Origin of the sequence: Shinella sp. M31 (assembly GCF_049199205.1) — a bacterium.
GTDB lineage: Bacteria > Pseudomonadota > Alphaproteobacteria > Rhizobiales > Rhizobiaceae > Shinella.
Genome location: NZ_JBLZPH010000147.1, coordinates 1 through 23,338 on the forward strand (window position 1 = coordinate 1; position 23,338 = coordinate 23,338).

24 protein-coding genes are annotated in these 23,338 nt (G+C 63.8%); 12 read left to right on the forward strand and 12 right to left on the reverse strand.

Translation table 11 applies throughout. From position 1 onward, the window contains the following. The 3 genes from ACOZKU_RS23260 to rpsF all read right to left on the reverse strand — a co-directional run. On the reverse strand, positions 1-708 hold a 708-nt coding region (locus tag ACOZKU_RS23260; RefSeq protein WP_421580881.1), incomplete at its 3' end, for a DUF2232 domain-containing protein. 220 nt (positions 709-928) lie between these two features. Beyond that, positions 929-1,177 (reverse strand): 30S ribosomal protein S18, encoded by a 249-nt coding sequence (rpsR, locus tag ACOZKU_RS23265; RefSeq protein ID WP_023515801.1) that lies wholly within the window; start codon positions 1,175-1,177, stop codon positions 929-931. A gap of 24 nt (positions 1,178-1,201) precedes the next feature. Further along, positions 1,202-1,654 carry a 30S ribosomal protein S6 gene (rpsF, locus tag ACOZKU_RS23270; protein ID WP_117369405.1) on the reverse strand — a complete coding sequence of 151 codons (453 nt, stop codon included), beginning with the start codon at positions 1,652-1,654 and terminating at the stop codon, positions 1,202-1,204. Between the two features lie 349 nt (positions 1,655-2,003). On the opposite strand from rpsF, the gene ACOZKU_RS23275 reads away from it, so the two are divergent. Further along, positions 2,004-2,345: a hypothetical protein gene (locus ACOZKU_RS23275; protein WP_421580882.1), complete on the forward strand. Its 342-nt coding sequence runs from the start codon at positions 2,004-2,006 to the stop codon at positions 2,343-2,345. A gap of 70 nt (positions 2,346-2,415) precedes the next feature. On the opposite strand, the gene ACOZKU_RS23280 is transcribed toward ACOZKU_RS23275, so the two are convergent. Further along, positions 2,416-3,459, reverse strand: coding sequence for an aldo/keto reductase (locus ACOZKU_RS23280; protein ID WP_421580883.1), 1,044 nt, complete (start codon positions 3,457-3,459; stop codon positions 2,416-2,418). A 191-nt stretch (positions 3,460-3,650) separates the two neighbouring features. Here ACOZKU_RS23280 and fabD point away from each other — a divergent pair, with 191 nt between their 5' ends. The 7 genes from fabD to gmk all read left to right on the forward strand — a co-directional run bounded on the left by fabD (position 3,651) and on the right by gmk (position 10,411). Further along, entirely contained in the window at positions 3,651-4,595 is a 945-nt protein-coding gene (gene fabD / locus ACOZKU_RS23285) for an ACP S-malonyltransferase (RefSeq protein ID WP_421580884.1), read from the forward strand. A gap of 24 nt (positions 4,596-4,619) precedes the next feature. Beyond that, positions 4,620-5,357: a 3-oxoacyl-[acyl-carrier-protein] reductase gene (gene fabG / locus ACOZKU_RS23290; RefSeq protein WP_421580885.1), complete on the forward strand. Its 738-nt coding sequence runs from the start codon at positions 4,620-4,622 to the stop codon at positions 5,355-5,357. A gap of 284 nt (positions 5,358-5,641) precedes the next feature. After that, the gene (locus ACOZKU_RS23295; protein ID WP_018327362.1) at positions 5,642-5,878 is read left to right on the forward strand and encodes an acyl carrier protein; all 237 of its coding nucleotides are present in this window, start codon (positions 5,642-5,644) and stop codon (positions 5,876-5,878) included. 108 nt (positions 5,879-5,986) lie between these two features. Continuing rightward, entirely contained in the window at positions 5,987-7,246 is a 1,260-nt protein-coding gene (gene fabF / locus ACOZKU_RS23300; RefSeq protein WP_421580886.1) for a beta-ketoacyl-ACP synthase II, read from the forward strand. A 233-nt stretch (positions 7,247-7,479) separates the two neighbouring features. Then, positions 7,480-8,661 (forward strand): endolytic transglycosylase MltG, encoded by a 1,182-nt coding sequence (gene mltG / locus ACOZKU_RS23305; protein ID WP_314087918.1) that lies wholly within the window; start codon positions 7,480-7,482, stop codon positions 8,659-8,661. Positions 8,662-8,860: 199 nt separating this feature from the next. Next, the gene (locus ACOZKU_RS23310) at positions 8,861-9,748 is read left to right on the forward strand and encodes a YicC/YloC family endoribonuclease (RefSeq protein ID WP_421580887.1); all 888 of its coding nucleotides are present in this window, start codon (positions 8,861-8,863) and stop codon (positions 9,746-9,748) included. 3 nt (positions 9,749-9,751) lie between these two features. After that, on the forward strand, positions 9,752-10,411 hold the full coding sequence (gmk, locus tag ACOZKU_RS23315; RefSeq protein ID WP_314087923.1) for a guanylate kinase: 660 nt from the start codon (positions 9,752-9,754) through the stop codon (positions 10,409-10,411). Between the two features lie 246 nt (positions 10,412-10,657). Here the strand turns inward: gmk and rsmA are convergent, their stop codons facing one another. The 7 genes from rsmA to ACOZKU_RS23350 form a co-directional block, all read right to left on the reverse strand. Then, on the reverse strand, positions 10,658-11,485 hold the full coding sequence (rsmA, locus tag ACOZKU_RS23320; RefSeq protein ID WP_421580888.1) for a 16S rRNA (adenine(1518)-N(6)/adenine(1519)-N(6))-dimethyltransferase RsmA: 828 nt from the start codon (positions 11,483-11,485) through the stop codon (positions 10,658-10,660). Continuing rightward, positions 11,485-12,513, reverse strand: a complete 1,029-nt coding sequence (gene pdxA / locus ACOZKU_RS23325; RefSeq protein WP_421580889.1) for a 4-hydroxythreonine-4-phosphate dehydrogenase PdxA — start codon at positions 12,511-12,513, stop codon at positions 11,485-11,487. The genes rsmA and pdxA overlap by 1 nt, the downstream gene beginning before the upstream one ends. A 96-nt stretch (positions 12,514-12,609) precedes the next feature. After that, positions 12,610-13,554, reverse strand: a complete 945-nt coding sequence (locus ACOZKU_RS23330; protein ID WP_421580890.1) for a SurA N-terminal domain-containing protein — start codon at positions 13,552-13,554, stop codon at positions 12,610-12,612. Positions 13,555-13,687: 133 nt separating this feature from the next. Next, positions 13,688-16,024: an LPS-assembly protein LptD gene (locus ACOZKU_RS23335; protein WP_314087928.1), complete on the reverse strand. Its 2,337-nt coding sequence runs from the start codon at positions 16,022-16,024 to the stop codon at positions 13,688-13,690. Beyond that, positions 16,025-17,107, reverse strand: coding sequence for an LPS export ABC transporter permease LptG (gene lptG, locus ACOZKU_RS23340; RefSeq protein ID WP_314087930.1), 1,083 nt, complete (start codon positions 17,105-17,107; stop codon positions 16,025-16,027). Continuing rightward, on the reverse strand, positions 17,104-18,279 hold the full coding sequence (gene lptF / locus ACOZKU_RS23345; RefSeq protein ID WP_421580891.1) for an LPS export ABC transporter permease LptF: 1,176 nt from the start codon (positions 18,277-18,279) through the stop codon (positions 17,104-17,106). Before lptF ends, lptG begins: the two co-directional genes overlap by 4 nt. A 34-nt stretch (positions 18,280-18,313) precedes the next feature. Then, entirely contained in the window at positions 18,314-18,508 is a 195-nt protein-coding gene (locus ACOZKU_RS23350) for a hypothetical protein (protein WP_314087935.1), read from the reverse strand. A 44-nt stretch (positions 18,509-18,552) separates the two neighbouring features. Here ACOZKU_RS23350 and ACOZKU_RS23355 point away from each other — a divergent pair, with 44 nt between their 5' ends. The 4 genes from ACOZKU_RS23355 to ACOZKU_RS23370 all read left to right on the forward strand — a co-directional run bounded on the left by ACOZKU_RS23355 (position 18,553) and on the right by ACOZKU_RS23370 (position 22,319). Next, the gene (locus tag ACOZKU_RS23355) at positions 18,553-20,043 is read left to right on the forward strand and encodes a leucyl aminopeptidase (RefSeq protein WP_421580892.1); all 1,491 of its coding nucleotides are present in this window, start codon (positions 18,553-18,555) and stop codon (positions 20,041-20,043) included. A 7-nt stretch (positions 20,044-20,050) separates the two neighbouring features. After that, positions 20,051-20,500, forward strand: coding sequence for a DNA polymerase III subunit chi (locus ACOZKU_RS23360; RefSeq protein ID WP_314087938.1), 450 nt, complete (start codon positions 20,051-20,053; stop codon positions 20,498-20,500). A 59-nt stretch (positions 20,501-20,559) separates the two neighbouring features. Further along, entirely contained in the window at positions 20,560-20,961 is a 402-nt protein-coding gene (locus ACOZKU_RS23365; protein ID WP_421580893.1) for a MarR family winged helix-turn-helix transcriptional regulator, read from the forward strand. 71 nt (positions 20,962-21,032) lie between these two features. Then, positions 21,033-22,319 carry an MFS transporter gene (locus tag ACOZKU_RS23370; RefSeq protein ID WP_421580894.1) on the forward strand — a complete coding sequence of 429 codons (1,287 nt, stop codon included), beginning with the start codon at positions 21,033-21,035 and terminating at the stop codon, positions 22,317-22,319. Positions 22,320-22,362: 43 nt separating this feature from the next. Here the strand turns inward: ACOZKU_RS23370 and ACOZKU_RS23375 are convergent, their stop codons facing one another. Next, on the reverse strand, positions 22,363-23,289 hold the full coding sequence (locus ACOZKU_RS23375) for a Gfo/Idh/MocA family protein (RefSeq protein ID WP_421580895.1): 927 nt from the start codon (positions 23,287-23,289) through the stop codon (positions 22,363-22,365). Positions 23,290-23,338: the final 49 nt, after the last annotated feature.

Below are 23,338 nucleotides of genomic sequence, written 5' to 3' on the forward strand. Positions count from 1 at the left end.
GAGGGCGAGACCGGCGAGGAAGAAGAAGATCGCATTGCGATGCATGCGCAGCGTCGAGGGCATGTCCTCGCGCGGGCGAAGACCCTTGCCGGAAATGCGCACGACGAAGGTCGCGATGTAATAGGCCGCAAACAGCAGGAAGACCCAGAGCGCACCCTGCACGAGCGGCAGCGCCAGCGAGAACACGGTCTTCAGCTGGGCGATGGCCGCGGCATCGGGATTGTAGAGCGGCTCCTGCGCCTTCAGTGTCTCGATGACGATATCGACGAGCTTGCCCGCCATTTCGTCATTGTAGCCGACGATCGCGCCGACCGCGATCATGCCGAGCGTCACCATGATGGCGAGATGGGCGAGAATGTTCGACAGCGGATACCAGGCGAGCGCATTTTCCGGGCCGCCGAGTTCGGAAGCCGGGCGGGCGAGGTTCGCGAGATTGGAAAGCCAGCCGGCCGGGATCAGCGTGATGAGCACGATCAGCGCGGCGAAATTCGACGAGACGAGGGCCGACGCGGTAATGCCACCGGCAACGACGGCGATGAAGGCGCTGGCATTGCCCCAGCCGAGGCCGGCAATCAGGATGGGAAGGGCAGACGCGGCATAAAGCACGATGGCAAACGACGACTGCGCATTCGCGCTCAGCGACAGCAGAGCGGCGGTCACACCGGCAACGAGGCCGGTCGCAATCGTGGTTGGCGTCAAGGTCTTCAAGGTCGCTGTCCTGTCTGGTCAGACAGTTAGAGGAGGTTCCTGAGACATCGATTCAGGACTGTCTCCCCAACATGGGGTTTTGGTTTCGCCCGAGATCGGGAAAAGACCGGCGGCTCCGATCCGCGCCCAACGCGGAAGGGAAATGGGGAAGGCGGAAAACCGTCTTCCCCGGAGTCAAGGCTCGCAGACTGACTTGGAGTCAGGCCGCAGAGTCAGCAGCTTACGCTACGACGTAGGGCAGCAGGCCGAGGAAGCGGGCGCGCTTGATCGCCTTGGCGAGTTCGCGCTGCTTCTTCTGGGAAACGGCCGTGATGCGGGACGGAACGATCTTGCCGCGCTCGGAAATGTAGCGCGACAGAAGACGGACGTCCTTGTAGTCGATCTTCGGAGCGTTTGCGCCCGAGAAGGGGCAGGTCTTGCGGCGGCGGTGGAACGGACGGCGTGCCGGAGCGGAAGAAACATCAGCCATATCAAAAATCTCCTTCTGCTTCGATTACGCGCGGTCTTCGCGGGCCGGACGGTCGCCACGCGGCGGGCGGTCGCCGAAGTCGCGGCGCGGACGGTCGCCGAAATCGCGGCGCGGGCCACGGTCGTCGCCTTCGCGGCGCGGACGGTCGTCGCGGTCACGCTTCTGCATCATGGCCGACGGGCCTTCTTCGTGCGCTTCGACGGCGATGGTCATGTAACGAAGGATGTCTTCGTTGATGCGCATCTGGCGCTCGACTTCATGGATGGCGGCCGCCGGAGCGTCGATGTCCATCAGCGCATAGTGAGCCTTGCGGTTCTTCTTGATGCGGTAGGTGAGGGACTTCAGACCCCAGTTTTCGACGCGGCCAACCTTGCCGCCGAACGATTCGATAACGCCCTTGTACTGTTCGACGAGAGCGTCGACCTGCTGGGCGGACACATCCTGGCGGGCCAGGAAGACGTGTTCATAAAGAGCCATGTGGCTTTGCCTTTCTTGCGTTTACACCCGAAACCGGCGCCAAGCCTCAACGACAGTTCTCAAAGGCACGAGGCCGAAAGCAAGAAAAGCGTTAATCCAGACGGTCGAGAGCGGAGACACGGGAGGCCGGAGCCCTTGGCTCCAAACGGCAGATCTTTAAGGATTTGCCGGCCCTCCGTTCAGCCACCAGCCGATTGACCGGGTGTGTTGAACAGCGCGCTTATACGGATTTTTCGCCGGAAGGCAAGGGCAGGGTCCATAAAGCTGTGTTCCGTTTCGGGAACGGGGCTGGAACCAAATCGAGGATGCTGCGTTTTCCTCCCCGATCCAACCAGATGGAGTGACCGACATGCAAGACCCGAACCTTGTCAATCGTCCCCCCGAAGACCGGGGCCCGACCGTCGTCAACGCTAGCAACGGCGGTGGCGGGAGCGGCACAGGCGGATGGGCCGTCGCCGTTATTCTCGCCGTTCTCGTCGCGGTGGGCATCTTCTACTTCGTCGGCAGCGGAACGCCGGGTGACGGCGTCGATTCGAATGCCAACACCTCGGCCATCACCAAGCAGGAAACGGCTCCGGCCGGCGGCACTGCGACCGGTGGCGACACCAGCGGCGATACGGGTGGCAACACCGGCGGCGCTGCGACGCAGACGCCCGCCACGGGCGGTGGCGCAACGACCACCACGCCTTAATGTCACCCGCATGGGGCAAACGAAACCCGCCGGAAACGGCGGGTTTCTTTTTGGGCAGGTTTCTTCCTCGTTAGATCGGCGCCGGATAGAGACGGTGGATGCGGCGGATGCCGTTCATCACGTCGGCCGAAAGCGTCAGATCTTTCGCCGCGATGTTGGTCTTTAGCTGCTCCATCGTCGTCGCGCCGATAATGACCGAAGCCATGAAGGGCCGGGTTAGGCAGAAGGCGATCGCCATCTGGGCGGGGTCGATGCCGTTTTCCTTCGCAAGTTCCACATAGGCCCGGACGGCAGGTTCCTGCAGCGGCTGGTAACGGCCGCCGAGATCGCCGTTCTTCGTCATGCGCGACCCTTCGGGCTTGGCGCCGTCGAGATATTTGCCGGTGAGAAGGCCGGCGGCGAGCGGCGAATAGGCGAGAAGGCCGATATCCTCGTGATGCGACAGTTCCGCGAGATCGAGGTCGTAGGTCCGGTAGAGCAGGTTATACTCGTTCTGGATCGACGCGACGCGCGGCAGGCCCTTCTCCTCGGCAAGCCGCAGCATGTGCATCGTGCCCCAGGCCGTATCGTTGGAGAGGCCAAGCGCGCGGACTTTGCCTGCCTTGACGATCTCGCCGACGGCATCGAGGACTTCCTCGATCTCGGCGGCAACCTTTTCACGGTCCTGCTTGGCCGGCTCGTAGCTCCAGGCGTTGCGGAAATGGTAGTGTCCGCGGTTCGGCCAGTGCAGCTGATAGAGATCGACATAGTCGGTCTTGAGGCGCTGGAGACTGTCGTCGATCGCCTCCAGAATGCCCTTGCGGCTCATCGGCGCGCCGCCGCGGATATAGGGGCGGCCGGGGCCGGCGACCTTGGTGGCGAGGATGACCTTGTCGCGGTTGCCGCGCGCCGTCATCCAGTTGCCGATGAAGCGTTCGGTATCGCCATAGGTTTCCGGCGAGAGCGGCGTCGTGGGATAAAGTTCTGCGGTGTCAATGAAGTTGACGCCTTGAGAGAACGCGTAGTCGAGCTGGTCTTGGGCTTCCTGCTCGCTGTTCTGCGATCCCCAGGTCATGGTGCCGAGGCAGATCTCCGACACGCTCATGCCGGTCCTGCCGAGCGGATTGTATTTCATGGGAGGGAAAATCCTTTTGTGGGAACCGCGCGAATGTAGGCGGCCTGCCGCGAAGTGCAAGACGGTGGGTGCGATTCCCTGTGCAAGGTCTTGGAAAGGAACGCTCGGGAAGGGGGCTTCAGGGCGCAATGCCTTGACTTGGCGAGCCGGAATGTGAATGGAAAAGGAAACAGAAGACGGGAGAAACCCCTATGAGCGTAGCATTCACCTTCCCCGGCCAGGGCAGCCAGGCCGTCGGCATGGGCAAGGACCTCGCCGACGCCTTCCCGGAAGCGCGTACCGTTTTCGCCGAAGTCGACGACGCGCTGAACCAGAAACTGTCCGCCATCATGTTCGACGGTCCCGAGGAGACGCTGACGCTGACGGCCAATGCCCAGCCGGCGCTGATGGCCGTTTCCATCGCCGTCATGCGCGTGCTCGAGGCGCGCGGCCTGTCGCTGAAGGACAAGGTCGCCTATGTCGCCGGCCATTCGCTCGGCGAATATTCCGCGCTCTGCGCCGCCGGCACCTTCTCGCTCGCCGATACCGCGCGGCTCCTGCGCATCCGCGGCAATGCCATGCAGTCGGCCGTGCCGGTCGGCGAGGGCGCCATGGCGGCGATCATCGGCCTGGAGCAGGCGGATGTCGAAGCCGTCTGTCAGGAAGCCTCCAAGGGCGGCTCGTGCCAGATCGCCAACGACAATGGCGGCGGCCAGCTCGTCATTTCCGGCTCCAAGCCGGCCGTCGAGATCGCGGCCCGCCTCGCGACGGAAAAGGGCGCCAAGCGCGCGCTGATGCTGTCCGTCTCCGCCCCCTTCCATTCCGCCCTGATGGCGCCGGCTGCGGACGCGATGCGCGAAGCGCTCGCCGCCGTCGAGGCCAAGGCCCCGATCGTGCCCGTTATCGCTAACGTCCGAGCCGCTCCGGTCAGCGATCCGCAGGAGATCGTTCGCCTGCTCGTCGAACAGGTCACCGGCCAGGTGCGCTGGCGCGAGACGGTTGAATGGTTCGGCAGGAACGATGTGACGACGCTCTACGAGGTTGGCTCCGGCAAGGTGCTGACCGGCCTGGCGCGCCGCATCGACAAGTCCGTCACCGGCATCGCCATCAACACGCCGACCGATATCGACAGTGCGCTCGCAGCACTCCTCGGCTGATCTCTTTCTATAAGGAACGCACCCATGTTTGATCTTTCCGGCCGCAAGGCACTGGTTACCGGCGCATCCGGCGGCATAGGCGAGGAGATCGCCCGCATCCTGCACGCCCAGGGCGCCATCGTCGGCCTGCACGGCACCCGCGTCGAAAAGCTCGAAACGCTCGCCAACGAATTCGGCGAACGCGTCCAGATCTTCCCGGCCAACCTCTCCGACCGCGTCGAAGTCAAGGCGCTTGGTGAGAAGGCCGAGGCCGAACTCGGCGGCGTCGACATCCTCGTCAACAATGCCGGCATCACTAAGGACGGCCTGTTCGTGCGCATGAGCGACGACGACTGGGATGCCGTTCTCGAGGTCAACCTCACGGCCGTCTTCCGCCTGACGCGCGAGCTGACCCACCCGATGATGCGCCGCCGCTATGGCCGCATCATCAACATCACCTCCGTCGTCGGCGTCACCGGCAATCCGGGCCAGGCGAACTACTGCGCCTCCAAGGCCGGCATGATCGGCTTCACCAAGTCGCTGGCGCAGGAAATCGCGACCCGCAACGTCACCGTCAACTGCGTGGCGCCGGGCTTCATCGAAAGCGCGATGACCGGCAAGCTGAACGACAAGCAGAAGGAAGCGATCATGGGGGCCATTCCCATGAAGCGCATGGGCACCGGCACGGAAGTCGCGTCCGCCGTCGCCTATCTCGCCTCCTCCGAAGCATCCTACATGACGGGCCAGACGCTGCATGTGAACGGCGGCATGGCGATGATCTAAGGTGGACGAAGTGCCCCGGCTGGCCGGCATGAATTGCATGTTGACCGCTGGTGCACCGGCCATTTTCGGACTTTGCGGCAGACTTAAACCGTGTTAATCGGGCCATGACTGTCAGCAGTCGACGGGCAAATGCCTGCGCAATCGAGTGGTATGGAACAGTATCGCCGATGCCGTATTGCCGGTTGAAGAGATTGCCGGATATGTTCTTGAGGCATATCGGGCGTGTTGAGTGCCCGGCGCTGTGAAAGGCGCCGATCAAAAAAACAAAGGTCGAGGAATCCGACATGAGCGACGTAGCAGAACGCGTAAAGAAAATTGTCATTGATCATCTGGGCGTTGACGCCGAAAAGGTCAGCGAAGGCGCAAGCTTCATCGATGATCTTGGCGCGGACTCGCTCGACACCGTCGAACTGGTCATGGCCTTCGAAGAAGAGTTCGGCGTCGAGATCCCGGACGATGCCGCTGACTCGATCCTGACGGTCGGCGACGCCGTCAAGTTCATCGAGAAGGCCCAGGCCTGATCCATTATACCGGCGGGCCGCTTTTCGGCGGCCCGTCCCGGTCTCCGCCCGGAGACCACACCTCCTCTTGGGGCAAAACATAGAATTCTATAGGGTGGATCACGGACGATGAGGCGTGTCGTTATCACGGGTACCGGCATGGTATCCCCGCTTGGCTGTGGCACCGAAATTACCTGGAGCCGGCTTCTCGAGGGGCGCAGCGGCGCTGCCAGGGTAACGACCTTCGAGGTCGACGATCTTCCTGCAAAGATTGCCTGCTCGATCCCGCTCGGCGACGGCACTGATGGTACCTACAATGCCGACCAGTGGATGGAGCCGAAGGAACAGCGCAAGGTCGATCCCTTCATCACCTATGCCGTCGCGGCCGCCGATATGGCGCTGATCGATGCCGGCTGGCATCCCAAGACCGACGAAGACCAGATCGCGACCGGCGTGCTCATCGGCTCCGGCATCGGTGGCCTCGACGGCATCGTCGAAGCCGGCTACACGCTGCGCGACAAAGGTCCGCGCCGCGTCTCGCCCTTCTTCATTCCTGGCCGCCTGATCAACCTCGCCTCCGGCCAGGTCTCCATCAAGCACAAGCTGCGCGGCCCGAACCATTCCGTCGTCACCGCCTGCTCGACCGGCGCGCACGCCATCGGCGATGCCAGCCGCCTGATCGCGCTGGGCGATGCCGACGTCATGGTCGCCGGCGGTGCCGAATCCCCGATCTGCCGCATCGCGCTCGCCGGCTTTGCCGCCTGCAAGGCGCTGTCGACCGAGCGCAACGACGACCCGACCGCAGCTTCGCGCCCCTATGACCGTGACCGCGACGGTTTCGTCATGGGCGAGGGCGCCGGCATCGTCGTTCTCGAAGAGCTGGAACACGCCAAGGCGCGCGGCGCGAAAATCTACGCCGAAGTCGTCGGCTACGGCCTGTCGGGCGACGCCTACCACATCACCGCGCCGTCGGAAGACGGTGACGGGGCTTACCGCTGCATGCAGATGGCGCTGAAGCGCGCCGGCATTCCGGCGAGCGAAGTCGATTATGTCAATTCGCATGGCACCTCGACCATGGCCGACACGATCGAGCTTGGCGCGGTCGAGCGCCTGATGGGCGATGCCGCCTCGCGCCTCTCGATGTCCTCGACCAAGTCGGCCATCGGCCACCTGCTCGGTGCCGCCGGCGCGGTTGAAGCGATCTTCTCGGCGCTGGCAATCCGTGACAATATCGCGCCGCCAACGCTGAACCTCGACAATCCCGCCGTCGAGACGGCGATCGATCTTGTGCCGCATAAGGCCCGCAAGCGCGAGATCAACGTGGCGCTGTCAAACTCGTTCGGCTTCGGCGGAACGAATGCATCGCTGGTTCTCAAGCGCTACGCTTGAGCATCACTCTATCGCCGGCAGCCCCTCATCCGCCTGCCGGCACCTTCTCCCCGAGGGGAGAAGGGGATAACCGAGACGTCGCATCCTCCATTTCTTCTCCCCGCCGGGGCGAAGGTGCCCGAAGGGCGGATGAGGGGCTGCCGGCGCATCGATAATGAAGCGGGTTCATCCTGCTTTTGCCGTATTGCTCTGCTGAACACGTCGAGCAATGCCAGAACCCATGAGGACAGTCCGTGAGCGACACGAACGAACCCGGCGAGACCCAGTTTGGCCGCGGCGAGGCATCCGGCCAGCCGCGCATCATTCCGAAGTCCGCGAAGGAGGCGCTGCGCCCCGAACAGGTGCCTGAGCCGCCGAGCCGCCGCCGCTCGCGCAAGGCCCGCAGCCAGCTCGTCATCTTCCTGAATTTCGTCATGACCGTCATCGTCTTCGCGACGCTGATCGGTGTGGGCATCTTCTACTACGGTGTGAAAAGCTACGAAGAGACCGGTCCGCTCCAGGCCAACACGAATTTCATCGTGCGCGCGGGTGCCGGTACCAACGAGATCGCCTCGAACCTCGAGCGCAACAACATCATCACCGACAGCCGCGTCTTCCGCGTGCTGTCGCGCATCTATCTCGATGGCGAGACGCTGAAGGCCGGCGAATATGAAATCAAGGCCGGCGCGACCATGCGCGAGATCGTCGAATTGCTGAAATCCGGCAAGTCGATCCTCTACAGCGTGTCGGTTCCCGAGGGCCTGACGGTCAAGCAGGTGTTCAAGCGCCTGCAGGAAGACCCGGTGCTGGAAGGCGACCTGCCGCAGGAACTGCCCGCCGAGGGCTCCCTGATGACCGACACCTACAAGTTCTCGCGCGGCACCAAGCGCGCCGATATCGTCCAGCAAATGCTGACGGCGCAGAAGAACCTGATCGACCAGATCTGGGAAAAGCGCGACGACAACCTGCCGGTCGCAACCCGCGAGGAATTCGTCACGCTCGCCTCGATCGTCGAGAAGGAAACCGGCCGCGCCGACGAGCGCTCCCGCGTCGCTTCCGTCTTCATGAACCGTCTCGACAAGGGCATGCGCCTGCAATCCGACCCGACGATCATCTACGGCATCTTCGGCGGTGAAGGTAAGCCGGCTGACCGGCCGATCTACCAGTCGGACCTCGAAAAGCAGACGCCCTACAACACCTATATCATCAAGGGCCTGCCGCCGACGCCGATCGCCAATCCGGGCCGCGCGGCGCTGGAGGCGGTTGCAAACCCGTCGCGCACCAGCGACCTCTATTTCGTCGCCGACGGTACGGGCGGCCACGTCTTCGCCGAGACGCTGGACGAGCACAACCAGAATGTCCGCCGCTGGCGCAAGCTGGAAGCGGACAAGGCGGCAGCCACCGCCAAGGAAGCCGAAGGCGCAACGTCGCAGTGATCGGCATCACTTTCAAACGGCCCCGGCATCTCCGCCCGGGGCCGTTTTGTTTATGGGCACAAGCTTTGTGTGGATCGCGGCCCGTTCGGTACGCTTGCCCGTTTCCAACCTCGTGAAACTGCTTCACTTTGAAACCTGAATTCGCGCGGGCAGCGCGTCGGGTGTCTCCCGTTCCGGTGAGGCGCCACAGGAGGCTGACATGACATTGCAATCGATGACCGGCTTTGCGCGGGTCGAGGGGACCAGCGGGCGCACGCGCTGGGCATGGGAACTGCGGTCGGTGAACGGCAAGGGGCTGGACCTGCGCCTGCGCCTGCCGCCCGGCCTGGAGGCGTTGGAGGCGGATGTCCGCCGCCTCGCCGGCGAGGCCTTCTCGCGCGGTAATCTTCAGATCGGGCTTGCTACCAGCGTCAGCGAGGCGCAGGTCGAGGCCGTGGTGAACCAGGGAGCGCTTGCTGCCGTGCTGGCGCTGCGCGACCAGCTGGCCGGCACCATCGATCCGGCACCTTTGAAGCTCGACACGCTCCTTTCGGTGCGCGGCATCGTCGATTTCCGCGAGGCCGAGGAGAGCGAAACGGAGCGCACGACGCGCGATGCCGATATCCGCACCGGCCTTGCCGAAGCGATCCGCCGTCTCGCCGACATGCGGCGCAAGGAGGGGGCAGCCCTTGCCGACGTGCTGCTGGGCCAAGTGGCGCGCATCGAGGCCCTGACGGCGGCGGTCGAGGCAGACCCGTCGCGCAGTGTCGCGGCGATTGCAGAGCGGCTTTCCGCACAGGTCGCCACGCTGATGCAGGGCACAACGGCGCTTGACCGCGACCGCCTGCATCAGGAGGCGGCCTTGCTTGCCACCAAGGCGGATCTGCGCGAAGAGATCGACCGGCTGAAGGCGCATGTCCATGCGGCGCGCGAGCTGATCGCCGAGGGCGGGCCGATCGGGCGCAAGCTCGATTTTCTCGCACAGGAATTTAACCGGGAATCGAATACCATCTGTTCCAAGTCGAACGCCGCTCAAGTAACGGCTGCAGGCATCGAATTGAAGGTCGTCATCGACCAGTTCCGCGAACAGGTCCAGAATCTGGAGTAGGCCATGGCCGAGCCGTCGAAGCAAATCCACATCGAACGCCGCGGGCTCATGCTCGTCATCTCCTCGCCGTCGGGCGCGGGCAAGTCGACGATCGCGCGCAACCTGCTGGAGGCCGATCCGGGCCTCAGCCTATCGGTCAGCGTCACGACGCGCCAGCGCCGCGCCAGCGAGATCGCCGGCCGGCACTACCACTTCATCAACCACAAGGAATTCGAGCGGTTGCGCGACGGCGACGCGCTGCTCGAATGGGCAGAGGTGCACGGCAATTTCTACGGCACGCCGCGCGAGCCGGTGGAAGAGGCGATGTCTGCCGGCCGCGACATGCTGTTCGACATCGACTGGCAGGGCGCCCAGCAGCTTCAGGAGAAGATGCCGGCCGACGTTGTCTCGATCTTCATCCTGCCGCCCTCGATGACCGAACTGCAATCGCGCCTGCACCGTCGGGCCGAGGATACGGAAGACGTCATCCAGACGCGCCTTGCCAATTCCCGCTCGGAAATCGAGCACTGGCGGGAATATGACTATGTCATCCTCAACGACGACCTCTCCGTCGCCTTCGACGCCGTGCAGAGCATCGTCAAGGCCGAGCGCCTGCGCCGGGACCGCCGCCACGGGCTGTTCGAGTTCGTGACCAAGCTGGTGACGGAAAAGCCGGTTCTCTGAAAAGAGGCCGGCTACAGGTTTGCCCCTCACCCTAACCCTCTCCCCGTAAACGGGGAGAGGGGACGTGCCCTACAAAAGGGCATTGGTTGTGGAAAGCCATGCGGCATGTCTCCTTCGCCCCGCAGCCAAGGAGAAGGTGGCCGGAAGGCCGGATGAGGGGCGCGCAACGTTAACCGCGTACCGCCCCCGTCCCGGTGCAAACGTACGCCTGAACCCTTCGCGCTATCTTCTCCCCGAAAGGAAATCTCAAAGCGCGTTCGCCAGCCGTACGAACTCTTCCACGCTCAGCGTCTCCGCCCGCCGCTGCGGATCGATCTCCGCCCGTGCCAGCAGCGCTTCCCCACCCAGCGATTTCACGCTCTGGCGCAGCATCTTGCGGCGCTGGCCGAAGGCGGCGTGTGTGACGCGCTCGAGGGCTGCCACGTCGCAGGGCAGCGGATTGGCGATGGGCTCGAGATGCACCACCGAGGAGGTCACCTTCGGCGGCGGCGTGAAGGCCTGCGGCGGCACGTCAAAGGCCATGCGGGCGTCCGTGCGCCAGCCGCAGAGCACGCCGAGACGGCCGAAATGGTCGTCGTTCTCCTGCGCCACGATGCGAAGGCCCACCTCGCGCTGGAACATCAGCGTCAGCGAATCCCAGAACGGCGGCCAGACCTTCGGCAAGAGCCAGTTGACGAGCAGCTGTGTGCCGACATTGTAGGGCAGGTTGGCGATGATGCGCACGGGCTCGCCCGGCGCCAGCGCCTCGAAGTCGGTCTTCAGGGCGTCGCCTTCGATGACCGTCAGGCGCCCCGGATAATGGTCGGAAATTTCCGCCAGCGCGGGCAGGCAGCGCGCGTCGCGCTCGATGGCGATGACACGTTTGGCGCCGAGCGCCAGAATGGCCCGCGTCAGGCCGCCGGGGCCGGGGCCGACCTCGATCACCGTATGGTTTTCGATGGGACCGGCGGTGCGGGCGATCTTCTGCGTCAGGTTCAGGTCGAGCAGAAAGTTCTGGCCAAGCGCCTTCTTGGCATCGAGCCCATGACGCTGGATGACGTCGCGCAGCGGCGGGAGTCCGTCGAGGGCGGCCATCAGCGGCTCTCCTTCGCTGCGTGGGCGGCAAGATCCTGAGCGAGGCGCAGCGCGGCCAGCAGGCTGTCGGGGCGGGCAATGCCCTTGCCGGCAATGGCGAAGGCCGTGCCGTGGTCCGGCGAGGTGCGGATGAAGGGCAGGCCCAGCGTCGCATTGACGGAATCGTCGAAGCCGAGCGCCTTGGCGGGGATCAGCGCCTGGTCGTGATACATGCAGAGCGCCACGTCATAGGTGGCGCGGGCGGCGTCATGGAACATCGTGTCGGCGGGGAGCGGGCCGACGGCGGCAATGCCTGCGGCCTTCAGGCGCTCGACGGCCGGCCGCACGATCGCATCATCCTCCAGCCCCAGCGCACCGCCTTCGCCGGCATGCGGGTTGAGGCCGGCGATGGCGAGGCGGGGCTGGGCGATGCCGAAGCGTTGTCGCAGATCCCGTTCGGTGATGACGGCGGTCTCGACGATGAGGTCTTCGTTCAGCGCCGCAGGCACGTCTTTCAGCGGGATATGGATCGTCACGGGGACGGCGCGCAGTTTCGGCCCGGCCAGCAGCATCACAGGGAGCATTGTCTGGCCGGTCGCCTTTGCTGCGAGATCGGCGAGGAACTCCGTGTGGCCGGGAAAGCTGAAACCGGCATCGTAAAGCACGGCCTTGGCAATGGGATTGGTCACGACGGCGGATGTCCGCCCGGCCCTGGTGAGTGCGACAGCGGTTTCGATGGCGCCGGTAACGGCGGCGGCATTGCGCGGGTCAGGCGCTCCGGGCACGACCCCGGCGGCGCAATCGGACGCCAGAACCGGAAGGGCATCGAAGAAGAAATCCCCGGCGGTTTCGGGCGTGGCGGACGCCACGGCAACATCGAGGCCCAGAAGGGCTGCCCGCTCGCGCAGCACCGCGGCATCGCCGATGAACAGGAAGGGCGGCAGGGAAAGCGAGCGACGGGCCGACCAGAGGGCCAGCGTGATGTCAGGCCCGATCCCCGCCGGATCGCCCATGGTGAGCGCCAGCGGAGGAAGTTGCGTCGTCGTCATGCGGTGCCTGCCATAGCGGGTTTGGAGAAGTGCCCCGCATTCGGGGCACGAGAGGCTGAGCGTGTCGGGCAGGCGCTACGCGCCATACCGCAGGGATCAGCGCTCGGTGATCGTCGCCTTCTTGCGCAGCTCGGCGATGTACTTCTTGCTGTTCTCGTCGCCTTCGTTGCCCTTGGAATTGGCAAGGTCCTCGGCGCGGAAGACCATCTCGGCGGCCACGTCGTCGTTGACTTCGCGCTTCTTGCAGATCGCGAGATATTCGACGCCGCGTTCCGTGACGCGGGTACCGGTCGTCTGGCCGTTCGCCTTTTCGATCAGCGGCTTCCAGTCCTCGGGCAACTGCGGGGCAAGCACCCGGCCGAGATCGCGGATCGACACGTCATGCATCGTCGCGGCAAAGATCTTGGCCTGGTCGCAGCCGGGGAATTTCGAACGCGAGGCTTCCGCCTCGGATTTGCGCTTGCCGAGAATGGCGTTGCGGCGCTTTTCCGGCACGACGAAGATGACCTGCTTGAGGAAGTATTCGGTGGTGACCGGCTTCTTGCCGCCGTTTTCCTGCATGCGCTCCACCAGCGACTTGGCGTTGGTGCCGCCATTGCCGTAGCGGGCGTTGACGACGCGCGGCCAGCTCATCTGCAGGGCGATGTACTGCTTGAAATGCTGTGAGCCGACACCGGCCTTGTCGAGGATCTGACCAAGCTGCTGGAGGGTCATCTTGTTCGTCGAGGCAAAGCGCGCATAGGACGCGTCCACTTCGGCCTGGCTGACGGATGCCTTGAGGCGGAGGATCTCATCGCGCTTCAGCGTGTCGTCGATCATCTGTTCGCGGGCCATGGCGCGCAGATTGCCCTTGGCGCGCTGCAGGCGCAGGAAGGCGGCACGGCGCTCGACGTCACCGGAGGTAACCGGCGAATTGTTGACGACCGCCACCACGGTGCTGCCGGCCGCCTGAACGGTGCCGGCAGGGGCCACGATCGCCACGGCCGCAGCGAGTGCCACGCCCATCATCATGGAGCGCACCAGAGATTGCCTGCCCATCATGCCAGTCCCTTTCCCAAAGCCATTCTATACTCGCCGAGGCGCGCCTTGCAGGGCGCGAACCCGTTGCCGGCGAGCCTTTCTCCCCGATGTGCATAAACCATGCGGCCAAACGATGACAAGAGCAGGGCGGCGCTTACTCGAAGCCCGTCAACGTCGTATCGCCGACGCTGACGTCGCCGAGCGTGCGGAACATCAGGCGCGCACCGATCGACCAGTCGTTCGCCGTCGAGTTCGACTTGTCGCGCGTCTGCTCGTAGACGATCGAGAAAACCGTGTCGCGGTCGTCATAGGAGAAGCCGACGCCGTTTCGCGTCAGGTTCTGGTTGTTGATGTCGTAGGTCAGAGACCCGAACACCGACCAGTAATCCCGGAACTTGAAGGCGGCCGCGGTCTGGATTTCGCTGGCATTCTTGGCCAGGCCATAGTTCGGCTGAGCGGCGATACGCGTATAGGTGATCTCGGTCTCGAAGCGTGCGCCATCGAAGCGCAGCGACGTGTCGGAGCGGCGCAGCGACAGGTCATCCTTGTCGAGCCGCGCGCTGGAGGCAATGGAAAGCCCGTTCGGCAGGTCGATGCCCGCCATGCCGACATAGTCGGACGCATCGGTTTCCAGGCCGGAATTGGCGCCGGCATTGACCAGGTCGTCGCTGGCGAAGGAGTTCACGCCTCCGAGATGGAACGACTGGCCGACAATGCTGCGCAGGCGCAGACCGTTGTCGAAGGTGCCGGTATAGCGCATGCCGAGATTGGCGCGCGTGCCGCCTTCGATCCGGTCGAAGCCCGAGAACTTGTCGCGTTCGAAGAGGTTGGTCGCATCGAAGACGAAGCTCTGCGAATCCTCGTTCGGCAGGCCGCCGGGAAAATCCTCGTCCGGCCGGGCGTAGATCTGCGCGATCGGTTCGAACAGGTGCGTGCTGTTATCCGTCGTCGCCAGGATCGGGTAGCGCGCCTCGAGGCCGGCCGTCAGCATGGTGCGGGTCGCGCTGTCATCCGTATTGTAATCGCCGCCGTAACCGGCGGGCGTCACCATGTCGAGCCGGTAGGCATCGCCGCGTGCGGCGAGCAGGGGCGTCAGCACAAGGCCGCCGGGCACGATGAACTGGCGCTTCCACTCCAGTTCGCTCGTCAGGCGCGTCATGCCGCCCTCCAGCCCGCGGAAACGGTCGCTGGAGCCGAGCGAATAATAATCGGCCAGGTCGCGCTGGACGTTGGTGATGTTCGTCGTGATGCTGAGCTCGCCGCCCAGGACGGACTGCGGCACGATATATTCGTGATCCAGCGTCTGGGCGATCGCCTGCTGGCGCTCGAGCTTGCTGTCCGGATCGGCGTCCTGCACGTCGAAATAGAAAGCGCGCAGGTCGAAGCTGTTGCGGCGGCCGAGACCCGTCAGATAGCCCTGGTTCGTATGGATGCGATCCTTGAGGCCGTCGAGTTCATAGGTGCGCGAAAAGTTGTTGTCGCCCTGCAACATCACGTCCCAGCCGAAAGCCCAGCGGGGATTGATCTTGAACTGGCCTTCGGAGGCGACCATGCCGCGGAAGCCGTCTTCTTCCCGGTCGCTCGTATTGGGATCGAAGGCGTTGTGGTTCAACTGGTCGATGCCGGCGGCCCGCAAGGTCACGAGGCCGTTGTGGAAGCGCTTGCGGAATTCGACTTCGGCCAGGAAACCCTGGCGCGTCAGAACGGTCGGCGAGAAGGTCGCGTCCATATCCGGCGCGATCGCGAAATAGTAAGGCGCCGTGATACCGAGCCCGAGCTTCTGCGCATAGCCGAATTTCGGAAAGAGGAAGCCGGTCTTCCGCTTCACCGTATAATCCGGCATTTCCAGCACGGGAATATAGGCGATCGGCTTGCCGAACATCTCGAAACGCGCCTTTTCGAGGCGGATCGTGTGCGTGCGGCCGTTCTGGACGACACGCTCAGCCTTGATTTCCCAGAGCGAGCGATGGGTCGGGTCGGTGGCGCAGGGCGTGCAGGCGGTATAGACGGCGTGATTGAGGATCAGCTCCTCGCCGTTGACGCGCTCGCCGCTGGTTGCCGCCAGCTTGGTGAGGTCGGTCGTCTCGATGCGCAGCGCATTGATGAAGCCGTTGGCGAAATCGTCCGACAGGTCCATCTCGTCGCCATAGACGCGGTTGCCGGTCGGTTCGATCAGCTCGATATTGCCGACAGCCTTGAGGCGGCCGGTCTTCTGGTCGTATTCGACCTGGCGGGCAACGAGCTTGTAGCCGCCGTAATTGATCTGCACCGCGCCGCGGGCGATCACCTTGTCGGTGTCGTTGTTATAGACGAGTTCGTTGGCTGCGAGCAGCAGCTTGGCATCTTCCGGCAGCTTGGGTTCCATCGCGCCGATATCGGGCGACTGGGCCTGCGCGGGGAGGGCGGAACCGGACACGATGGCGCACATGGCCGCACCTGCAAGCAGGGCGGCTTTCAACCACCTATTCGTCTTGCGGTCACCTGCCGCCACTTAGCCGTCCTCCTGATGCAGTAGTATGGTCGCACCCAACGACATTGCGACGACCACTGGGAGCCAGGCCGCAACGAACGGAGGAACAACACCGCTGCTTCCGAATGCCTTCACAAGCACGGTGACGACATAAAGCATGAAGCCGGAAAGGATGCCACCCAGAATCACCGCACTCGATTGATTAAACCGGCTAAATTTCAATGATACACAGGCGGCGATCAGCGTCATCGCAACCAGAAGCAGCGGCAGCGAAAGCATCGAGTGGAACTGCGTTTCCATGGCGTTGGTGGGGAAACCGAAGGATTTTGCCACCTCTATCTTCCGGCCGAGGCTGAAAAACGGAATGGATTCAGGCTTTTCAAGGCTTTCCGAAACGAATTCCTGTTTCAAGTTGGTACGAAGCTGTACCTCATCGAGACGAACCGGCAATTCCCCGTTGCGGGTCTCGTGCACATTCTTAAGCAGCCAGTAACCATCTTCCAAGGTCGCCGAATCGGCATCCTGGCGAAGCACGATCCTGTTCTCTTCGTCGAAGTGAATGACGGTGACGTTGACGAGGCGCGTTCCGCCATCGAGAACCGCCTTCGCACCGATGATCGACTGGTCGCCCTTATAGATCTGGCGCAGCCATGGAATGCTGTTTTCCGGACGCGACGCGCTGGTGGCGCTCCAGCCGGACTCCAGCTCCAGCGCCTTCTTCGATCCCCAGGCCGCAATCGGGTTGATCGCCAGCACCGCCAGTATGCCAAACAGGAAGGCGCCGATGACGAAGGGCCGCAGGAACTGCCAGACCGAAATGCCGGCGGCGCGCGTGACGACCAGTTCGTAGCGGCGGTTGAGCGAGATGAGGGCGGCCATGCCGGCGAACAGCGCGACGAAGGGCACCGTCTGCATCAGGATCGTCGGGATGCGCAGCGCCGTCACCAGCAATCCGCTGGTCAGCGTATAGCCCGGCAGCGCGCCGACGCGGTTCGACATTTCGCTGAAATCGATGATGAAGATCAGCGAGAAGATGCCGAGCAGGAACCAGAAGGTCGTGATGGCGTAGCGGCGAAAGAAGTAACGGCCGAGGGTCGGGATCATGGCGTGCCGCTCCCGCCCGAGGTGGTTCTGCCGAAACGCGCCAGCAGGCGGTCGCGCAGATCCGTCAGCCGCTCGCCGAAGGTGACCGGCAGTTCGAGCGTCTTGTTGCGCCCGAGATAATGGATCGCAAGCGCCGCCGTGCCGATGGGGATAAGATACATGATGATGACGTAGACGACCGAGCCGTCCGCATTGTTGGAGGCGTAGAAACTCGCCCAGCGGATGAAGAGCGCCGTCAGGAGCGCGGTGATCATCGGATGCACGCGCGCCTCGCGATGCGAGCGCGCATCCGCGCTGACGACGAGCGCGATGAGGCCGAAGACCGCCGGGAACAGCCATTCCGTGAAGCGGCGGTGCAGCTCGGCGGTGAACGAACCCGGATCCTTCTTGTAATAGGGATCATCGGGATCGGGATTGAACAGATAGGGCAGGTCGCGATCCTTGGCGCGGATATTCGAGGCGCCGGCGCTCTGCGTCAGGTCGGCAAGGTCGAAGGCGTAGGAATCGAACTTGATGATCGAGACATTGCCGTCCGGCAGCTTGCGGTGCACCTCGCCGTCCTTCATGACCAGCGCCGAGCTGTTTTCATCCACCGCACCCTCGCGGGCGTAATAGACCATCTCGAAGCGTGGATCGCGCGTATCGGCCACGAAAAGGCCGAGCAGCACGCCGCCGTTGCGGCGCTGGGCTACTTGCACATAGAGGCCGTCGGTGATCTTGCGGAAGGTGTTTTCCTGCACGACCGCCGAGAGCATGTCGGCATGTGCCGTCGCGATCATCTTGCGCACCGCGGTGCGCGACGAGGGTTCGACGAAATTGTCGACGGCAAAGGAGACGAAGCTCATCGCCACCGCGAGGATCATCACCGGCCGGATGATGGTCATGCGCGAGCTGCCGGCCGAGTTCAGCACCGTCAGCTCCGAATCGGAATTCATGACGGTCAACGTCTGCGCCACGCCGATGACCAGCGCAAAGGGCAGGATGATCGGCACGACCGAGGGCAGGATGAGGGTGGCGAGCTTCAGGAAGGCGAAGGTCGACTGGCCGCTGTCGGTGACGAGGTTGATATTCGTCAAGGCCTGCGTGACCCAGACGATGCCGAGCAGGGGCACGAGCGTGGCGACGAACATGAGCGACGCCCGCCGCAGGATATAGCGCTCGATCAATTTCATCGTTTGGTCCGCGTTTCCGACAAGCGGCTCCGGTTCATGACGCCCGTCGCAACTGGATGGCCATATAAGCTTTCTTGAGGCTGATGCCATAGCGGAGATCTTCCGCCGACAAGGAAAATTTATGGCGAACAAGCATGCTTAACCATCTGTAAACAAGGTCGCGCATCTTGCCAAGCGCCGTAAAAGCGACAAGGAATTGATGCGATTTGTCGTCTTTCGCGGTCTTCACCAGAGCGCTCATAGGCTAAACGGCCCCCCATGCGGAGTAAATTCATGGCTTTCCCCTTCGATATCGGTTTTGCAAAGTCGGCGCGCGCGGCGGGCGGCCTTGTAATCCTCCTGCAGGTTGCCGGCCAGACGGCGGCCTCAGTCGACGATGTCGATCCCGAGGGTGCGGTGACCCGTGCTACCGGCGTGGCGAAATTCACCGGCAAGGCCTTGAAGACGCTCGATGTGCTTGCGCCGCATGGCGCTTCCGCCGACCGTATTCTCGTGCTGGGCCTCGGCGACGCCGACAAGCTGACCGCGCATGACTGGCTGAAGGCCGGTGGGGCCGCGGCCGCGAAAATCCGCGGCTCGGAAAAGGCGACGATCTATCTCGATGCGCCCGGCATCACCGTGACCGCCCAGAACGCCGCCGACTTTGCGCTCGGCATGCAGCTCGGCGCCTACAGCTTCGATACCTACAAGACGAAGAAGGCCGATGACGAAGAGGCGAGAGGCGGAAAGGCCGCGAAGGTCACGCTCGTCACCGCCCATGCGAATGCCGCAAAGAAGGCGAACGACATCTCCGACGCGGTGGCCGAGGGCGTCATCCTCGCCCGCAACCTCGTCAACGAGCCGGCCAACGTGCTCGGCCCGGTCGAATTCGCCGACAAGGCCAAGGCATTGGAAAAGCTCGGCGTCGAGGTGGATATCCTCACCGAGCGCGAGATGAAGAAGCTCGGCATGGCAGCCCTTCTCGGCGTCGCACAGGGCTCCGTGCGTCCGCCGCGCCTGGCGATCATGCAGTGGAAGGGCGGCAAGGAGAAGGACCGCCCGATCGCCTTCATCGGCAAGGGCGTCGTCTTCGATTCGGGCGGCATCTCGATCAAGCAGGCCGCCGGCATGGAAGATATGAAGGGCGACATGGGCGGTGCCGCCGCCGTCATCGGCCTCATGCACACGCTCGCCGCCCGCAAGGCCAAGGCCAATGTCGTCGGCATTCTCGGCCTTGTGGAAAACATGCCTGATGGTAATGCCCAGCGCCCCGGCGATATCGTCAAATCCATGTCCGGCCAGACGATCGAGGTCATCAACACCGATGCCGAGGGACGCCTCGTTCTGTGCGACGCGCTGTGGTACTGCAACGAGACCTTCAAGCCGCAGTTCATGGTGAACCTCGCAACGCTGACCGGCGCGATCATGGTGGCGCTCGGCAGCCACCATGCCGGCCTGTTCTCCAACGACGACACGCTGGCCGGTCGCCTGACCGCCGCCGGCCTCGCCACCAACGAACGCCTGTGGCGCATGCCGCTCGGCCGCGAATACGACAAGATGATCGACAGCAAATTTGCCGATATGAAGAACACCGGCGGCCGTTATGCCGGTTCCATCACCGCCGCGCAGTTCCTGCAGCGTTTCGTCAAGGACACGCCCTGGGCGCATCTCGACATCGCCGGCACCGCCATCGGCTCGCCGTCCGACGAGATCAACCACTCCTGGGCCTCCGGCTTCGGCGTACGCCTGCTCGACGAGCTGGTGCGCGCGAACTACGAAGGGTGAGGAGAGGGTGAGCGAGGTCCTCTTCTACCACCTGACCGAATCGAAGCTCGAAGACGCGCTGCCGCCCTTGCTCGACAAGAGCCTGGAGCGCGGCTGGCGCGTCGTCGTGCAGACGGGGGATGCCGAGCGGCGCGATGCGCTGGATGCGCATCTTTGGACGTTCCGCGAGGACAGTTTTCTGCCGCACGGCACGGACGAGCAGGATTTCGCCGCCGAGCAGCCCGTGCTTTTGACGACGGCGCCCGACAATGCCAATGCCGCGACCGTGCGTTTCATCGTCGCCGGCGCCGCACCCCCGCCGCTCGATGCCTACGAGCGTGTGATCTTCATGTTCGATGGCTACGACCAGTCGGAAGTGGAGACGGCGCGGGAACACTGGAAGCGCCTGAAAGGCGAGGGGCATCAGCTTACCTACTGGCAGCAGAACAGCGACGGGCGCTGGATGAAGAAGGCCTGATCGATTCTGGATTCCATGGTCTCTTGCGCATGAGCTTTCGCGGGTATATACCCGCGAAAATGAACAAGGATATTTGCCACTGCATCGTGCTGCGCAAGGCGTCGCGAAAGGTCTCGTCCTATTATGACGAGGCGCTGGCGCCGCTTGGCGTCAACATCGCCCAGTTCAGCCTTCTCAGGAACATCAACCGCATGGCGCCGGTCTCTTTGACGGATCTCGGCGCGCGCGTCGAACTCGACCGTTCGACGGTCGGCCGCAATGCCAAGGTGCTGGAGCGTATGGGGCTCGTGGAAATCCGCCCCGGCAAGGACCAGCGCGAGGCGACGCTGACGGTGAGCGAGGCTGGGCACGCGGTGCTCAGGGAAGGGGCGCCACTCTGGGATTCCGTGCAGGACAAGATCGAAGGCCGACTCGGCCCCGACGGCGCGGACCGGTTGCGGGAACTGCTCGCAGCCCTCTGATTCTTACCTTGAAGTGGGTATCTACCCGTAAATTCGCCGCTCTGCGGCTCAACGAAAGAGGGTTTTCAAAAATGGTTTCCACACGCGTTGCCAGATGGATGGCCGGCCGGAACCTGCACTATGGCTGGGTGGTCGCCGCGACCACTTTCCTGACCATGCTGGCAACCGCCGGCGCCATGGGTTCGGCCGGCGTGATGATCCAGCCGCTGCATCAGGAATTCGGCTGGGATATCGCCGATATTTCCTCCGCCATGGCGGTTCGCCTCGTGCTCTTCGGCCTGCTCGGCCCGTTTGCCGCCGCCTTCATGAACCATTTCGGCATCCGCCAGGTGGTGGGCACGGCGCTGGCGCTCATCATGGGCGGCATCGTCGCCTCGTTCTTCATGGCTGAGGTCTGGCAGCTTCTTCTGCTCTGGGGCATCGTCATCGGCGTCGGCACGGGCATGACGGCTTTGGTGCTCGGTGCGACTGTCGCCACCCGCTGGTTTTCCAAGCGCCGCGGTCTCGTCGTCGGGCTGATGACGGCGAGCAACGCCACCGGCCAGCTCGTCTTCCTGCCGCTGCTCGCTGCGCTGACCGAGGCTTACGGTTGGCGCACGGCCCTGACGCTCTCCGTCGCGGTCATTGCGACCGCCATGGTGCTCGTCCTGCTCCTGATGAGGGACTACCCCGCCGATGTCGGCCTGCCGGCCTATGGCGAGACGGCGATCGTCAAGCCGCCGAAGCAGGATCACAGCCTCGGCGCCACACTGCTCGCCCCGCTCGTCACGCTGAGAAGCGTTTCCGGCAATGCCGTCTTCTGGGTGCTGTTCGGCACCTTCTTCGTCTGCGGCCTTTCCACCAACGGCCTGATCCAGACGCACTGGATCTCGATCTGCGGCGATTTCGGCATGGCGGCGGTGACGGCAGCCGGCACGCTGGCGGTGATCGGCGTCTTCGATTTCCTCGGCACCGTCTTCGCCGGCTGGCTGTCGGACCGCTACGACAACCGCGTCCTGCTCTTCTGGTTCTACGGTCTGCGCGGCCTGTCGCTGCTCTATCTGTCCTTCTCGGGCTTCAGCTTTGTGGAACTCTCGGTCTTCGCCGTCTTCTACGGCCTCGATTGGGTCGCGACCGTGCCGCCGACCGTTAAACTCGCCGCCGAGAATTTCGGCCGCGAAAAGGCCGGCATGGTGTTCGGCTGGGTCTTCGCCGGCCATCAGCTCGGCGCTGCCACCGCCGCCTTCGGCGCCGGCTACCTGAAGAGCGACTTCGATACCTATATGCCCGCGCTGCAGATTGCCGGTCTCGCCTGCATCCTCGCTGCGCTGTCGGTGATGCTGCTCAAGCGTCCGGCTCCGCTCGCTGCAACGGCCTGAGGACGGCGAAAATGAAAAGGCCCGCGCGAAGCGGGCCTCTTTCTCAATCGTGGAAGGCTTCGACGAATTTGCGCCGGCCGAGCATGAAGGCGTCGGCGACATGGCGCAGCGGCGCGAGGTCGACGTCGGATTTTCCGGCCTTCACGATCTCAGCGAAACGCTTGTAGAGCATCGGATATTCCTGCTCCGGCTCGTCATGCACCAGCTTGCCGTCGATCGAAAGCTTCGCGCCGCCCTCCGACAGCACCATCTCGCCGGCTTCCGTCTGTGCCACGATGTCCCAGCTCTGCTTGCCGGTCTGGCGCCAGTCGAACTCGGCCTTGAGATCGAGCCCCTTGGCGTCGGAGAAGGTCATCGACGCGGCGATCGGCGCATCGCGGTTTTCCGGGAACTCCAGCGTCGCGGCCGTGATGAAGGCCGGGCGCGGCAGGATGTGGGTGACGATGGAGAGCGCATTGATACCCGGATCGAACACGCCGAGCCCGCCCGCCTGCCAGATCCATTCCTGGTTCGGATGCCAATGGCGCACGTCTTCCTTCCAGTTCACCTGCATGGAGCGCAGCGTCGTGCCGGAGATGAAGCTTTTCGCCGCTTCAACGGCCGGCGCATAACGCGAATGCCAGCTGGCAAACAGCGACAGGCCCTTGGAGGCGGCCAGCGCCTCGAGATCGGCGACTTCCGACAGCGTCGCACCCGGCGGCTTTTCGAGGAAGACATGCTTGCCGGCCGACAGCGCCTTCTCGGCGGCTTCGTAGCGGTATTGCGGCGGCATGCAGAGCGAGACGGCCTGGACGGTGGGCACGGCCGCCAGCATCTCGTCGATCGACTTGAAATTGTCGATGCCATCGACCATGCCATGGCGGCTCGCAGCGGCGATCAGCTTGTAATCGTTGTTCTTGGCGACGGCTGGAAGATGCTGGTCGCGCACGATCTTGCCGACGCCGACGATTGCGAGATTGATCGGGGACATGTCTCCACCCTCATTTGTATGATGATTTAGCCGGTGTTTTAGCAGAACG

Coding starts and splice junctions, on each gene's coding strand:
- ACOZKU_RS23330 (WP_421580890.1), bottom strand. CDS start 13,554: ATGATGGGCAGGCAATCTCTGGTGCGCTCCATGATGATGGGCGTGGCA.
- ACOZKU_RS23280 (WP_421580883.1), bottom strand. CDS start 3,459: ATGAAATACAATCCGCTCGGCAGGACCGGCATGAGCGTGTCGGAGATC.
- rpsF (WP_117369405.1), bottom strand. CDS start 1,654: ATGGCTCTTTATGAACACGTCTTCCTGGCCCGCCAGGATGTGTCCGCC.
- rsmA (WP_421580888.1), bottom strand. CDS start 11,485: ATGGCCGCCCTCGACGGACTCCCGCCGCTGCGCGACGTCATCCAGCGT.
- fabF (WP_421580886.1), top strand. CDS start 5,987: ATGAGGCGTGTCGTTATCACGGGTACCGGCATGGTATCCCCGCTTGGC.
- fabD (WP_421580884.1), top strand. CDS start 3,651: ATGAGCGTAGCATTCACCTTCCCCGGCCAGGGCAGCCAGGCCGTCGGC.
- fabG (WP_421580885.1), top strand. CDS start 4,620: ATGTTTGATCTTTCCGGCCGCAAGGCACTGGTTACCGGCGCATCCGGC.
- pdxA (WP_421580889.1), bottom strand. CDS start 12,513: ATGACGACGACGCAACTTCCTCCGCTGGCGCTCACCATGGGCGATCCG.
- ACOZKU_RS23375 (WP_421580895.1), bottom strand. CDS start 23,289: ATGTCCCCGATCAATCTCGCAATCGTCGGCGTCGGCAAGATCGTGCGC.
- ACOZKU_RS23355 (WP_421580892.1), top strand. CDS start 18,553: ATGGCTTTCCCCTTCGATATCGGTTTTGCAAAGTCGGCGCGCGCGGCG.
- ACOZKU_RS23365 (WP_421580893.1), top strand. CDS start 20,560: ATGAACAAGGATATTTGCCACTGCATCGTGCTGCGCAAGGCGTCGCGA.
- ACOZKU_RS23275 (WP_421580882.1), top strand. CDS start 2,004: ATGCAAGACCCGAACCTTGTCAATCGTCCCCCCGAAGACCGGGGCCCG.
- gmk (WP_314087923.1), top strand. CDS start 9,752: ATGGCCGAGCCGTCGAAGCAAATCCACATCGAACGCCGCGGGCTCATG.
- ACOZKU_RS23370 (WP_421580894.1), top strand. CDS start 21,033: ATGGTTTCCACACGCGTTGCCAGATGGATGGCCGGCCGGAACCTGCAC.
- lptG (WP_314087930.1), bottom strand. CDS start 17,107: ATGATCCCGACCCTCGGCCGTTACTTCTTTCGCCGCTACGCCATCACG.
- rpsR (WP_023515801.1), bottom strand. CDS start 1,177: ATGGCTGATGTTTCTTCCGCTCCGGCACGCCGTCCGTTCCACCGCCGC.
- lptF (WP_421580891.1), bottom strand. CDS start 18,279: ATGAAATTGATCGAGCGCTATATCCTGCGGCGGGCGTCGCTCATGTTC.
- ACOZKU_RS23310 (WP_421580887.1), top strand. CDS start 8,861: ATGACATTGCAATCGATGACCGGCTTTGCGCGGGTCGAGGGGACCAGC.
- ACOZKU_RS23295 (WP_018327362.1), top strand. CDS start 5,642: ATGAGCGACGTAGCAGAACGCGTAAAGAAAATTGTCATTGATCATCTG.